We start from the raw sequence: 13,115 nt of genomic DNA, 5'->3' as shown, positions 1-13,115 counted from the left end.
TATAAAAACAGCGGCTGGTGAAGATATTCGATGGGAGGTCTTTTATGAATGCGGCAAGCTTGCCTTAAATCATAAATCTGAGGTGAAATCATAAAATGGTTTCAAGTTACATGAATTGCCCTGACGCTCAAGCAATTGAGCAACAAAGGGATTGATTGACTTTTGGTCAATGCATTACCGCTGCCTCGCGGTTTGGAGCCTCCATGACTGAATGCAAATTCTGGTCATTCGAGCGCCTTTGTAGTGGACGTGTAGTTACGAGCGTTGGCGATTACGCCATTGTTCAGGCTCGCAATCCCTACGGATCTCACAGTCTTGTTGTCGTACAAAACGACCACAATGGCTGTGGGTCAGAGGCGATTCGACATGGATCTCAATCTACGTTGCTGTTTGCTCGGCAATGGCTAGGTAAGAGTGTGTATCGCAAGATACGTGCACACCTGGCGGCTAAAAATATTGGCCTAGATTGGATCATCGTCGTCGATTGATCAAGCAATGTTGAGTCAGGTATGACTTAAAACATACCGCCCGTCACCGAGGCGCGTATCGGGTATCCCCTAAACCACCACTCCTAAACGGATTGGTGGTTTTTTCTTGCGTGAAATTTCATAAGCGTTCCTAGAGAGTGAGTGGTGGCGGTGGTTTGAATCAGGTTGGTTGACGTTTTGAATCTAGATCGCTGACTTTTTAGACTTCAAGCATCTCCAGTGTAGTGACCAGCAATTTCGCAGGCACGTTCTATGGAGTTCATTATGAAATCACTCTCTCTGACTTTGGTTTTGATCGCATCTATGTGTGGAATTTTGCTGGCAGATTACTTGGTGACAAGTGAAGTTCAGAATGAGGTTAAGGCTACTTGTGATACCCGTGTTGCCTATGACAAGTCGGGTGATTTATCATAAAATGGTTTCAAGTTACATGAATTGCCCTGACGCTCAAGCAATTGAGCAACAAAGGGATTGATTGATTTTTGGTCAATGCATTACCGCTGCCTCGCGGTTTGGAGCCTCCATGACTGAATGCAAATTCTGGTCATTCGAGCGCCTTTGTAGTGGACGTGTAGTTACGAGCGTTGGCGATTACGCCATTGTTCAGGCTCGCAATCCCTACGGATCTCACAGTCTTGTTGTCGTACAAAACGACCACAATGGCTGTGGGTCAGAGGCGATTCGACATGGATCTCAATCTACGTTGCTGTTTGCTCGGCAATGGCTAGGTAAGAGTGTGTATCGCAAGATACGTGCACACCTGGCGGCTAAAAATATTGGCCTAGATTGGATCATCGTCGTCGATTGATCAAGCAATGTTGAGTCAGGTATGACTTAAAACATACCGCCCGTCACCGAGGCGCGTATCGGGTAACCCCTAAACCACCACTCCTAAACGGATTGGTGGTTTTTTCTTGCGTGAAATTTCATAAGCGTTCCTAGAGAGTGAGTGGTGGCGGTGGTTTGAATCAGGTTGGTTGACGTTTTGAATCTAGATCGCTGACTTTTTAGACTTCAAGCATCTCCAGTGTAGTGACCAGCAATTTCGCAGGCACGTTCTATGGAGTTCATTATGAAATCACTCTCTCTGACTTTGGTTTTGATCGCATCTATGTGTGGAATTTTGCTGGCAGATTACTTGGTGACAAGTGAAGTTCAGAATGAGGTTAAGGCTACTTGTGATACCCGTGTTGCCTATGACAAGTCGGGTGATTTATATTGCATGGATATTCCTAATAAGAATGTCCGAATTGTTTCAAAGTGATTTGATTTTGCCAGACATTCGATCTGATTTTTAGTCACCCTAAAGCCCATTCACATTCATTGTGTTTGGGTTTTTTTACATCTAAGCTCAGATGACATCCTGAGCAGTCTAAAGTCATGCTGATCTGTGTATCCAGTACCTGCCAGACGCGGGGTAATGGTTCTTTTGCCCACCGGCTGATCTGCTTCAACATGCGTGGCTTTGTCGAATTTCCAGGGAATTGCCTGGTCTGAAATCTGGACAGGTATGGTCTTGCCTTCCCCAAAATAACACCCCAAAAAGCCGCCTAGTGCGGTTTTTTTTTTGCGGCATCTCTAGCCAGTCTTCACATTTCGTGAACACACAACTGGAGATTCTTATGAAATTTTTTAACACTGAAGATTTTGAGTTCTACCCGACCCCTCTTGCTCTTGCTCAGAAGATGTGGGCCAAGTTCAAGGAACGCGACTTTGATCGTGTCCTAGAGCCGTCCGCAGGTTCAGGCAACCTTATTAAAACCATGCCAGATCGCGGATATGGCCACCAGAAAATTGACTGCTGTGAGATGGATGTAAGTTTTCATCCTGTCTTGAAAGCCTTGCCCGGTGTTGATGTTGTTGGTCTTGACTTTTTGACATTTGGGAATGCGGCGGCTTACGGTGCAATCATCATGAATCCTCCGTTTTCGAATGGTGTGGATCATGTTCTAAAAGCGTGGGAGATCGCATTTGACTGTGAAATAGTTGCGTTGTTGAACTCAAGTTCGCTTAAAAATCCGAGCAGTCAAAAAGGCAGATTCTTGTGCGATTTGATTGCGAAGCACGGTAGCGTCGAATTCATTCAGGATGCTTTTTTGGGTGATGGCGTGCAGCGTGAAACTCAGGTTGAAGTTGCTTTGATTTACCTCAAAAAATCTGCGGACCTTGATCAACGTTTTGCCAACGAGTTGATCGATAGCCTTGATTCTGAAGACATGGATGCCAAGGCCAAGTCCATGGCGCAGGATTACAAAGAGGTTCACGACGTAGCAATTCCTGCAACGGAAGTGCAAAACGCCGTCAGAATGTTTGATCAGGCAGTCAGCGCGATGAAAGCATCATTGATCGCAGAAGCCAAAGCATCTTATTGCGAAGCCCGCATTGGTCAAACGATGGCAAATCGAATGTCTCGTCAGGATGAAACCCCAAAAGACACATCAGCAAAGTGGGTGGCCAATGAAATGGGTGATCGATACCTGAAACTCAAAGACCGGGCATGGGCTTCAATTCTCAGGTCAGCCGACTTTGAATCGAAGTTGTCGAGCAAGGCTCAAAAGAGATTTGAATCAGAGTTCAGTACCATCAGGCGGCTTGAATTCACGACTTCGAATATTTTTGGATTCTTTCAAGGAATTTTAGATAGCCAAAATGAAATTCAACTTGAAATGATGTGCGATGTTTTCGATGAGATAACGAAATACTCTGAAGATAACGTTTCTTTTTACAAAGGATGGAAAAGTAACACCCGGCACAAATCTTGTGGGTATCGTTTGAAATCGACCAGATTCATTTTGCCTGGTAATTCTGGCTATTATGGCGGTTCAATTTCGTATGAAGCGACCAGACGATTAAAAGATTTTGATACCGTGTTCGCACTATTGGACGGCAAAAGTCAGCCTGATTATGGCCTGGTGCAATTATTCAGAGATCGTGCTGATGATTTGAAAGCTGGAGAAAGGCTCGATTCGTCATATTTTTCAGTGAGGTGGTATCCGCGTGCGACAACAGTGCATTTTTTCCCAAAAAATCAAGCTGTTATGGATCGGCTCAATAAGCTGGTCGGCCAGCATCGCAAGTGGTTGCCCCCGGCAAACGAGAAAGTGTCTGATAACTTCTGGCTTCAGTATGAAAAGTCCGAGAGATTTGACAAACAAGTCAAAGAAGCCGTAAGTAAAACTGTTCGGGGTCGGTCTTATTACGACAATCCAATGAGTGCCATTTTTCGTGATGGTAACGATGAAAGCACAGCTAAAGCCCATGAGGTAGTCGATGCTGTACTGACTGACGTGCTTGAAAAGAATGACATCTCGGTTGATTTTTCGCTGACGCATGAAAGTGCTGATGTTGATAACCCTCAAATGTTGCTACTTGCAGCTTAAACGTTCTACCCCGAAAGGCTCAACCCTGTGTTGAGCCTTTTTTTTGAGCCTTTTTTTCCTCAGCGGCATTACCAAGCTAGGTCTGTCGGCAATTTCGCCTGCCTTAACTTGGAGTCTCGCTATGCATTCTTCTTTGGTTTTTTTCTTTTTTTGTCATTGGTCTACCTGGTCATTGCTCTTACCGTCGTTCCTAGCCCATTGGCAGCAGGTTTTTATACCGTCTGTTTTGGGTTTGCCTTGGTCAAAGCAATTCACGCTTGGGTTTTGCGCTCAAGTGGTTTTGCTGTGAAAGCCTAGCATTTTGCTGGGTTTTTTTTCGGTGCTTGCACCATAAACCGCGTAAGCAATTCTGCTGACGCTTAACTTGGAAATTTTATGAAGCAGTCTGAAAATATTGCCAACCTGTCTAAAGCTCTTGTGTCCGCACAAAAGCTCATCCAGGCTGGCGTTGTGAAAAATGCCCAGAATGACACCTTCTCCAGCTCTTATGCTGACTTAGGTGCTGTGATTGGCGCTGTGAAATCCGCGTTGAATGACTCTGGCCTCGTTGTGATCCAGTCGCCTACAGCGTCAACTAGCAACGGCTATGTCAATTTAACGACCAGGCTAATGCATACGAGTGGTGAATGGCTTGAAGATACTGCAACGGCTCCCTTGCCGCAGATTGATCCTCAAGGTTTCGGTTCTGCCATCAGTTACATGCGCCGTTATGCTCTCTTGTCGATGATGGGTCTTTATGGCTCTGATGACGATGATGGTGAAGGTGCTCGCAAAGAGGGTATTCCGATCAGCAATGGTCGTAAACCTTCCAAAGTGACTTCTTCAGATGACGAGATTCCTGTTGCTATCAAAAAACGAATGGATCAATGGCTCGGTATCATTAAAGATGCTGACATTGATCAGTTGGGCCGCGCTAAGTCGAATGCCCCCAATACGTTTCAGGGTTCATTCCTTGACACGATTTTGAGTGCAGTAGAGACACGCGAGCAAGAGCTTGCATTTCCTGCGTAATTGTCAAACCCTAAAACCGATGCTTTTTGCGTCGGTTTTTTCATGGGCGTTTGTTTTGTGAGGGTGGTTTCAAAGCGGGTTTACCTGCTACACCTGGCAAGAAGGATGATGCGGTTGCGCAACCGCTGCTGTGGCGTGCGGGCTGTGTAAACAACAATCCGCGTGTGAAACGCCATCTGGCATTTCTCACGGTAGTCCTACCGTCAGAGCGGATCGCACGTCAAAGCAGGTTTGTACGCTGTCATGGTCGGGATGTTGTGGTCGCAGACGAGCATCCGAAGTCCCCGTGAATGTGTATTTGCCCCGGATCTTTGTACATGGGTGGTTGATCAGATAACGAGCGCAAAGCTCGGCCTTCAGGCCGGGTCGAGCGTTTCATGTATGACACCAAATATCATAGAAGCTGTATAGAATCACAGTTATGCCAGTGATCACCAAAACGCTCAAAGTCCGCACCAAGGACAAGCACGCCAAGATTGCGAACCAGCGCAAGGACATGCTGCACAAGTTCAGCACTGAGATGGTCAAAAGCAATTCTGCAATCTTTGTAGGCGATGTGGCCAGCGCGAAACTGATCAAAACAAAATTTGCCAAGTCAACACTGGATGCAGGCTGGTCATCACTGAAGACGATGTTGGAATACAAGAGCCATTAGGCCGGTATCGTCTTTGAAGAGGTCCATGAGGCCTATACAACCCAAATCTGTTCGTGCTGCGGGAGCAATCCCAGCAATAGTCCGAAAGGTAGAACAGGTCTTGGAATAAGAGAGTGGACTTGCAATGTCTGTGGATCAGTTCATGACCGCGACGTGAACGCTGCAAGAAACATTCTCGCGCTCGAACATGAGCGTCTAGCAGTAGGAATCCCTGTCCTTGGGCAGGGAGGATGTCAACAAACGTCCCTGGAGTTCGCTACGGGCCGTTTTTTTTGTGAACCTGCTGCCAGGTGGGAGTCGCCGGAATCAATGGATCAGTAGGACTGCATCACCGCTTGCATGGTGTAAGCCAAGTTCCGGCCCATAGCCATGGGTGGATCTTTGAGTTGCAAAATAAGGACATTCCCCTCCTTGTATATGCGTCCAGTCATCCTGTGATTCAAGTGCTCAAATGGGCAGTTTTTGGTTTGGGTGAATATGGACCACATGGTGCTAGAGGCGTAAGGTGAGCTAACTCCCGTGATTTGGCATCCGTTGTCTGCGCGGAAAATGTACTCTCCGATTTCATTGACGCGCCCAACGATTTGACCGGTCCATGAATAGTTGTACTGTTCATATTCGGAGTCTTGTGCAACACTGGTAATGACTGCGTGGTTGTCGTACCAGTTCCCAATGATGGGTTTAAATGGCTGTGGCCGAGGTTGTGTCCCTGGCTTGGTTTGCGGTAGTTTGGTAGATTCAATGGCTTCTCTGACGAAATCAGAGAATGCTTTGGAGGCATCCCTGATCATTTCAAATTGTGCATGAGCACTTGGCGTGATGAGAACCATCACGCACACCGCAATTGAAACGCGCTTTTTTAAGTGCTTCATGATCGATCAGTAGTTGTGCTGTTGCAGCCACTTGTCTTTGAGGGACGGCTTTTGTGCAACAGGAGTGGAGGAAGAGTCACTATCCACCATCGGCTCTTCATCAATCTCAGGGCCAAGATCAATTTTCGGGAGCGGTAGACGTGGTTTTGTTTTGATCGGTTCGACGTTGGGCGCTGATTGCAATGGGGTCAGCATCGTGGCGGGCGAGGGCAATTGCGTCAAATGGACGTGAAGCGGTTGGGTTGGTTGAACAGCAACAGTCGCATGGGCCGAGGGGGAATTGATCAGCTCGTTGATGCGGGCCAGGACATCGATTCTGTTCATTCTTTGAAGAACATCTTTGGCGTCTGGCTTTTCGCGGTTCGTGTTTGTCAGTGTGGCAGCAGCCAAATAGAGGTCGCTTTGAAACGTTGGATCACTGGTTGGTAATTCGTTCTTGATGACGAACTCTCTAAGCGCTTTCTGAATGATTTCAGTAAAGTGATCACCACTGATAAACAAAAGCGCATGAAGGCCAGCGTCTTCAAGGTAACTGGTGCGAAAGGTATGACGCAAGAGTAAATCCCATGATTTACTTTTAAATGGTCGCCCTCTTTTTGAATCGGTCTTCATGTCGTTACTGCAGAGTCAGCAAGCCAAAGCGAGAGTAACCCTCAGCGACCGCGAAGCGTGGATTGTTCGGCACCACAGCATTCGGATAGTTGGCGCGAATGTCTTGGCCGACCATGTAAGCCCCTCCACCAGCAACGATCAAACCGTCCATCCGTTGAGCCTTTTCCCCGAAGCGACTGGCAACTTCTTCCTGAATGTAGGACGAGAACGATTGAATCGCAGGGTCAACCAAGTGGCCAACGTCAATCTCCACACCATAGCTTTTAACTTTGCGTGTCTTGATCGCAGTGGTGATTGTGTCGGTGTCTACAAGATACCCGGCTGCTTTGAATGCGGCAGTGAGAATGTCGTAAACCATGTGTGCGCCACTTGCAGAGCTTGCAGCTCCATCAACTTCCTGGCCACGGTCATGAAAAGTAAAGTCTGTTGTGTAGTGGCCGATTTCAATTACACCCCAAGATTCATCTTCACCGGCACGGCCTGTTTCAGATCCATAAGCATCAAACGCAACACACAACAATGGAGCGCGTGATTGAGATTCGATAAAGACGCGAAATTTTTGCGTCGGTGGGATCAAACGACTGATAAGTGCGTAAGCCCGTTTACGAAGTGGTTCACGTTGTTGCGCGTAGTAGCTTGCAGGCAAACCAAGAACAAGTGAAATGTTGTCGGTGTCCGCCATGTTGTTTTGTTCAAGAATAGTCTGTGCGCGATTCCAAGCGCCAACGAGAAGTGCGTCATGCTGATCTGTTTCAATCCAGTTGCGACTTTGACCTGAAAAGTTTTCAGCCTGGCCTTGTAGTTGTGCCGTCACACCGATGAAAAACCGTTTACCGTTAACGTCAACGGTGTCGTTCATCGCTTTTCGCGCTGTTTCTTCGTTTGCAATCTTGGTCCACGAACGAACCACTGTTGGGAAAATGGTTGTAGCTCCTATCAATGCGATCTTGTTGGCAGACTTGACAGAGACTTTGACGCTAGAGTGGCCGAGATCGATGCCGATGGAGATGGGAGTCTTTTGCATTTGAAGCATTCCTAAAATGATGATGTTGCGAAGTTTATACCAGTTTAATCAAAGAACCCGATTTAGCGCTAAATAAAATTAGCGCTAATTAAAATTGGCGCTAATTAAATAAAGTCAAGCCGACCCTGGGCCATACCAAGGTCACGGCCATCGCCCGAGAAATTAAGAAGAAAACTCTGGCGAAAAAAAGGGGGAATGCAAAAAAAAAGGTGGTGCTTGAAAGATGGGCCTCTGGCGCGTTTTTCCGCCAAGGCTAGGCGATGGTGCCAGATTTGAAAATAGGAGGCTTGGAGGGCTGTTTCCTGCCGTTTCTGGCGTGGTTTTGACCCGGTTTCTGGAAAACGAAACCGACCCGACACGTCCGGTGAAAAAAATGTCTTGAATCTTTATGCAGACACCCTGGCTAAAAAGGGGGGGGTAAAAGTGGCTGAAAAAGTGCCAAAAACCACTATCAGAACCATAGCGTTTTGTTGGATTTTTTTGGATGGATCAGGCCGACTTTGACGCACGGACACCGCTCGCCCGCCTTTCCACCACAACAAATCTGTCCGGCGTGCTCGCTCGATTGCATCGCTACCACACAACAATGCCCAGCCGCGAACTTTGACGCCATGTGATTTCAAACTAACAAAACTGAATTTCATAAAAGTCCGCACTGTATTCGCGAACAACTTATTCAAAACTCAGACACGAAAAGTGCTCGATTGCACATTCACAACGTTTTTGCGCGTAAGTAAACTCGGACTGGCCGCATTGCAGCCACAAAAAAGTAAACACAAACACAGCGACGCAACGCAGAACAAACGCAAAGTTCGCCGCGAATGAATGGAACGCGAGCCTGTCACGCACAACAAATTAAGACATCGGCTCGCTTGATTGCTTCATCAAACACAACAGTACACAAAGATTGCGCAGCGTAAAAGATGCTCTGGACGGTTGCGTCACACACACAATGCAACAGCAGCAACGCTCGCGCCAGTGCAAAGATTGCAATTCTTAACCAGAAGATTGCACAAAGTAATGCACTGTCACGCCCATTGCAAAGTCAGCTTGCACAATGTTGCTTGCAATTTGTACACAACGCAGCGCACAAAGATTCTTGCACCGCAGCACAAACGCAACCACAAACGCAAACACAACAGAACACGAGCACAACGCAATTACCGTTTTCAAATTTAATGCACGCACAAATGGCTTAGGAAAACCACTGGCTGTTAAAAAGGAAGGCCCTGATTGTGGATTTCCGTTTTCAAATGTGATGAGCGCACACAGCGTTTTGGTAACGCGAGCCTTGCCACCACAAATTAATTCGACATTGGCTCGCTTGTTTGCATCGCAGAGCACAACAGAATGCAATGCTTGCACAGCGGCTTTGACGTTGACACCGCAATCGCTGTTCACCTGGTGCTGACATCCCTCGCCCTCGTTGTGGCTTCGGTATGTCCTCACCACTCTGGCATGTCGCTGCGTACCTCGCGCCAAGCCGCCGTTCCAGGTTCCATCGATTGCTCGATTGCACTGCGCCTTGGTGCTTTCCGTTTTCAAATGTGATGAGCGCACATGCAAGATTGACATTCAACATTTCCGGCTTAAATGTTGAACACTTGGAATCTCACCAGGTATCTGGCGGTGTCCCGCCAGCTAACGCAAAGGCCTGTCGCTGCGTGCCTTGCGCCAATCCTTCGCTCCTGGTGCTCATCCAAGTTCGATTGCACAACGCCTGCAGATGATCCGTTTAGGTAGGCTCGCACAAACGAAAAAATCGGATTGCAATGGATTTGTTCAGAGAACGGCGACACAACATACCGCTCACATCGTCAGCCGTCTGACCTGAAACCATGGCTTCAGGTCAGACGGCTTACTCTGTTCACTTTGGAGGCGATTTTGGACCGCGCATGCTGCCCTTCTCGGAAACTTCGCTGCGTTCTCACTGCGTTCTCACTTGCTCAATTCCCTCACCGGCCACCACCAACTCGGTGTCACTTCGTACCTCGTGCCACTTTCGTCTTGCGTGGGCCGAAATCGCTGGCTTGCACAGGTCGCCTTGTCCATCAGACAAACCAGATCAGACAACAGCTTTCTTGGCGCTCTGTCCATCAACTCCGCGCCACTGCGTTTTGCTACGATGCTTCCCATCGCTTGGAACACTCTTTGCTCCACCAGGCCTGAAATAGCCCGTCCGTGGCCGGTCTATTCCCGAGCACTCTGGCATGTCGCTTCGTACCTCGCGCCAAGCCGCCGTTCCTGGTGTCCCAAAAAGTTCGCAGACCATGGCGCTCATTTTGTGGAACGGTGAGATGGCAACGCCGATGCACAACGACAGTGAGACCATCATCAAACAGGAATATCCCGTTTGAACAGCCCGCCTGCCAACATCACTCAACTGAAGATTGCACAAAGCTGACACTGGTTGCGCGAAGGCTTGGACAGAATGACGCACCGCATAAAAGTGGTCCGCCCAATTGTGGAGAGCACAAACATGTTGCAGCTTGCATGGTTGGCTTTGAGAAACGTCAACTCGCTGTGTGCGGCCTTATCGGTTGCAACACCACTGACACGATGCACGCACAGATTGCACAAGCAAAGGAAACGTCAACTCGCGTTGTGCGGCCTTACTGCATCGCTTTGCGATGTTCGTGCTGGCAGAACAGCCAAACATCCAATACCTTCTTTGTTCTCTTGGGCGCTTGCCAACCTCGATTGCTCCACAGGCCCGATTCCGGTTGGCAAGCGCCAACGCCCATGATCAATTTTTGAGCTTCGCTCCGATGCTGAATCCCGACTTCTTTCTTGCCCGGTGGGTATTCGAATGGGTTTCGCCCTGTGAACAGCCGGGTGGCATGTTGATTTGTGTGACTGGCTCAGGCAACGGCTAAAAGTGCAAGACACTCTCTGGTCGGCCAGGTGACAAAACCACCGTTTTGTCACCATCCTGAATGCCGCTGCGTACCTTGCGCCAATCAGAATTCCTGGGCCTTACGTCGAGTTCGACACCACGCCGCCTCGATCTGGAAAGGCTGGATTGCATGGCAACGATGCGACCGCGGAATCCATGATGAGTGTGGCCACTAGATCTATGCCACCACATCCACGCCTAAAACCAGTTCGTTCCTCAGTGCCAACCGATCGCCTTTGTTGTCCGTAGAGTTGCACAACAGCTTGACTCAGTACCGGCTCGTTCCAGCACCCAAAAAATCGATGCTCAGACATGCGGCGTTCCAAGACGACGCTCTATATATAGAGGGTGCGACGTTTTCTATGGGGTATGCCCGTTTGAGATGGTGTCTACCAGTGGACACGCGAGCCTCATCACCACATCTAAAGAAGCCCGGCTCGCTTTCACCCGCCATTTACAGCACCGCCAGCACGAAGGCTTGCACGGCTAAGCTCAGACATCGGCTGGTGTGTTTTGAGAATCGCATCATTCGATGCCATTCTCAAGGGTCACTCTTCGGATGCGACCAGGTAGCCCTCGGGCCTGCGTCCCGCTGGCGAACGCTCTGGCATGTCGCTGCGTACCTTGCGCCAAGCCGCCACTCCTGGTCTTTCCAAATCGTTTTCACAGACAACGGCCTAAATTTTCATCAGCCACATCACCGACCGGCTAGAGCAGGGCGCTTGCATGTCGGCTGGGAGATGACTCCGTTGGAGCTGCTGGGCCTGGTGCTTCGAGCCTTGCCCCTGCGGGGCTTCGGCCTCTTGCAACTCTTTGGTGTGTCACTTCGTTCCTCGTGCCACACCGACGTTCCTAGCCTGCACAGCTCCACTCAATCAGACAACGCCTTTTTCCCTGTGCAAAGGATTGCATGTCGGCTAGGAGATGTCCATCAATCGCTGTTCACCTGGTGCTGACATCCCTCGCCCTCGTTGGGCTTCGGTATGTCCTCACCACTCTGGCATGTCGCTGCGTTCCTTGCGCCAAGCCGCCGTTCCAGGTTCCATCGATTGACTCGCAACGGATTCGCCTAAAAAGGATGGACCGGGTTGCACATAGGCACAGCCCTTTTGCTGCACCCGCTTTTTAAGGCGAGCCCTGCACTGTGGCCGGTGTCGGTTTCCACAGAAGTGAGAACAAGCCCACCGAAGGCTTGCACATGACGACACCACAACAAGACCTGTGCGACACCAATGCATGCCCCGTCTTTCACAGTTGGAGATCCGTATGCGAACAGTCTGTGCCCCGTCATCGAACAGTGGTGTCTTCGTCTTGCACCGTTAAATAACAGTGGGTGAACCGTTGTCGAACAATGATGATCGGGCAGCATGGCTTGGTAGGATGGCTTTGGGAAACGTCAACTCGCTTTGTGCGGCCTTACTTGATGCAACAGGTCTGACACGATGCACGCACAGATTGCACAAGCAAAGGAAACGTCAACTCGCCGTGTGCGGCCTTACTGCATCGCTTTGCGATGTTCGTGCTGGCAGAACAGCCAAACATCCAATACCTTCTTTGTTCTCTTGGGCGCTTGCCAACCTCGATTGCTCCACAGGCCCGATTCCGGTTGGCAAGCGCCAACGCCCATGGTCAATTTTTGAGCTTCGCTCCGATGCTGAATCCAGCCATTTTTTTGTTTCCGACTAGAAGGCATTTCTAAGCAGTTCCAGCAATTGCGCTGGCACGTATCTTTAGGAGTTTTACATGATCATTCAAGGTTTGAGTCAAATCCGACTTAAAAACTGTGACCGGCTCAACAGCGACGATGACCTCTGTGCAACCTGTTCGAATTGCACCTACCGGCCTGGAGAACTTTCTTCATGCCGATTGAATTGGCCTGGACTTATTGACTCCGATGGCTATGTTCAAAAATGCGATCAATTTAAACCTAAGACCGCTTCATGGATCGGTAAAAACGCAACTGGCGACCTTTGCGGCAACTTCAAATTTGCGTCAACCCAAGGCCGTCGTCATACCATTGAGTATGCTATTCGGTCTTATGGTTTTCTCATTGAACGTGGTGAGTCAATTACCCCGGACGAGTTTTGTCAACGTATTCGCAAAACCTATGACTGTGTTTCCAATGCACAGAATGCTGCTGTCGTTGACGCTCTTAGCTACTTGCTGTAGATCGTTTC

The 13,115-nt window shown here is 48.8% G+C and carries 13 protein-coding genes; 9 read left to right on the top strand and 4 right to left on the bottom strand.

Translation table 11 applies throughout. The annotated features are described in order from the left end of the window. Positions 1-752: 752 nt before the first annotated feature. From BLL52_RS20895 to BLL52_RS21905, 7 genes are all read left to right on the top strand, one after another. Positions 753-902 (top strand): hypothetical protein, encoded by a 150-nt coding sequence (locus tag BLL52_RS20895; protein WP_158025727.1) that lies wholly within the window; start codon positions 753-755, stop codon positions 900-902. Positions 903-1,560: 658 nt separating this feature from the next. Beyond that, the gene (locus BLL52_RS20670) at positions 1,561-1,752 is read left to right on the top strand and encodes a hypothetical protein (protein WP_139313539.1); all 192 of its coding nucleotides are present in this window, start codon (positions 1,561-1,563) and stop codon (positions 1,750-1,752) included. A gap of 358 nt (positions 1,753-2,110) precedes the next feature. Beyond that, positions 2,111-3,868: a DUF4942 domain-containing protein gene (locus tag BLL52_RS19780; protein WP_075588356.1), complete on the top strand. Its 1,758-nt coding sequence runs from the start codon at positions 2,111-2,113 to the stop codon at positions 3,866-3,868. Positions 3,869-3,895: 27 nt separating this feature from the next. Next, on the top strand, positions 3,896-4,165 hold the full coding sequence (locus tag BLL52_RS19775; protein WP_139313538.1) for a hypothetical protein: 270 nt from the start codon (positions 3,896-3,898) through the stop codon (positions 4,163-4,165). A gap of 78 nt (positions 4,166-4,243) precedes the next feature. After that, positions 4,244-4,879 (top strand): ERF family protein, encoded by a 636-nt coding sequence (locus BLL52_RS19770; RefSeq protein WP_075588343.1) that lies wholly within the window; start codon positions 4,244-4,246, stop codon positions 4,877-4,879. Between the two features lie 421 nt (positions 4,880-5,300). Then, entirely contained in the window at positions 5,301-5,534 is a 234-nt protein-coding gene (locus BLL52_RS21660) for an IS200/IS605 family element transposase accessory protein TnpB (RefSeq protein WP_075588342.1), read from the top strand. A 6-nt stretch (positions 5,535-5,540) separates the two neighbouring features. Next, positions 5,541-5,855, top strand: coding sequence for a zinc ribbon domain-containing protein (locus tag BLL52_RS21905; RefSeq protein ID WP_338065754.1), 315 nt, complete (start codon positions 5,541-5,543; stop codon positions 5,853-5,855). Here BLL52_RS21905 and BLL52_RS19755 read toward each other — a convergent pair. From BLL52_RS19755 to BLL52_RS19740, 4 genes are all read right to left on the bottom strand, one after another. Continuing rightward, entirely contained in the window at positions 5,849-6,406 is a 558-nt protein-coding gene (locus tag BLL52_RS19755) for a hypothetical protein (RefSeq protein ID WP_139313537.1), read from the bottom strand. The two genes, BLL52_RS21905 and BLL52_RS19755, sit on opposite strands and share 7 nt — an antisense overlap. Before the next feature lie 6 nt (positions 6,407-6,412). After that, entirely contained in the window at positions 6,413-7,018 is a 606-nt protein-coding gene (locus BLL52_RS19750) for a hypothetical protein (protein WP_139313536.1), read from the bottom strand. Positions 7,019-7,022: 4 nt separating this feature from the next. Next, a complete protein-coding gene (locus BLL52_RS19745) occupies positions 7,023-8,042 on the bottom strand; it encodes a ParM/StbA family protein (RefSeq protein ID WP_075588339.1) in 1,020 nt (339 codons plus the stop codon). Between the two features lie 996 nt (positions 8,043-9,038). Then, positions 9,039-9,617: a hypothetical protein gene (locus tag BLL52_RS19740; protein WP_139313535.1), complete on the bottom strand. Its 579-nt coding sequence runs from the start codon at positions 9,615-9,617 to the stop codon at positions 9,039-9,041. A 635-nt stretch (positions 9,618-10,252) separates the two neighbouring features. Between BLL52_RS19740 and BLL52_RS20890 the strand changes: the two genes are divergently transcribed. Beyond that, complete coding sequence (locus BLL52_RS20890; protein WP_158025726.1) at positions 10,253-10,399, top strand: hypothetical protein; 147 nt, start codon at positions 10,253-10,255, stop codon at positions 10,397-10,399. Positions 10,400-12,681: 2,282 nt separating this feature from the next. Then, on the top strand, positions 12,682-13,107 hold the full coding sequence (locus tag BLL52_RS20665; protein ID WP_139313534.1) for a hypothetical protein: 426 nt from the start codon (positions 12,682-12,684) through the stop codon (positions 13,105-13,107). Positions 13,108-13,115 lie beyond the last annotated feature (8 nt).

Origin of the sequence: Rhodoferax antarcticus ANT.BR, from assembly GCF_001938565.1 — a bacterium.
Taxonomy (GTDB): domain Bacteria; phylum Pseudomonadota; class Gammaproteobacteria; order Burkholderiales; family Burkholderiaceae_C; genus Rhodoferax; species Rhodoferax antarcticus.
The sequence above is the reverse complement of the archived record's forward strand: the minus strand, read 5'-3'. Positions and strand labels throughout refer to the sequence as shown.

Bases quoted from the DNA above. Each gene is read 5' to 3' on its own strand.
- BLL52_RS19750 (WP_139313536.1), bottom strand. From the start codon at position 7,018: ATGAAGACCGATTCAAAAAGAGGGCGACCATTTAAAAGTAAATCATGG.
- BLL52_RS20665 (WP_139313534.1), top strand. From the start codon at position 12,682: ATGATCATTCAAGGTTTGAGTCAAATCCGACTTAAAAACTGTGACCGG.
- BLL52_RS21660 (WP_075588342.1), top strand. From the start codon at position 5,301: ATGCCAGTGATCACCAAAACGCTCAAAGTCCGCACCAAGGACAAGCAC.
- BLL52_RS19780 (WP_075588356.1), top strand. From the start codon at position 2,111: ATGAAATTTTTTAACACTGAAGATTTTGAGTTCTACCCGACCCCTCTT.
- BLL52_RS20670 (WP_139313539.1), top strand. From the start codon at position 1,561: ATGAAATCACTCTCTCTGACTTTGGTTTTGATCGCATCTATGTGTGGA.
- BLL52_RS20890 (WP_158025726.1), top strand. From the start codon at position 10,253: ATGTCGCTTCGTACCTCGCGCCAAGCCGCCGTTCCTGGTGTCCCAAAA.
- BLL52_RS19740 (WP_139313535.1), bottom strand. From the start codon at position 9,617: ATGTCAATCTTGCATGTGCGCTCATCACATTTGAAAACGGAAAGCACC.
- BLL52_RS19755 (WP_139313537.1), bottom strand. From the start codon at position 6,406: ATGAAGCACTTAAAAAAGCGCGTTTCAATTGCGGTGTGCGTGATGGTT.
- BLL52_RS19745 (WP_075588339.1), bottom strand. From the start codon at position 8,042: ATGCAAAAGACTCCCATCTCCATCGGCATCGATCTCGGCCACTCTAGC.
- BLL52_RS20895 (WP_158025727.1), top strand. From the start codon at position 753: ATGAAATCACTCTCTCTGACTTTGGTTTTGATCGCATCTATGTGTGGA.
- BLL52_RS19770 (WP_075588343.1), top strand. From the start codon at position 4,244: ATGAAGCAGTCTGAAAATATTGCCAACCTGTCTAAAGCTCTTGTGTCC.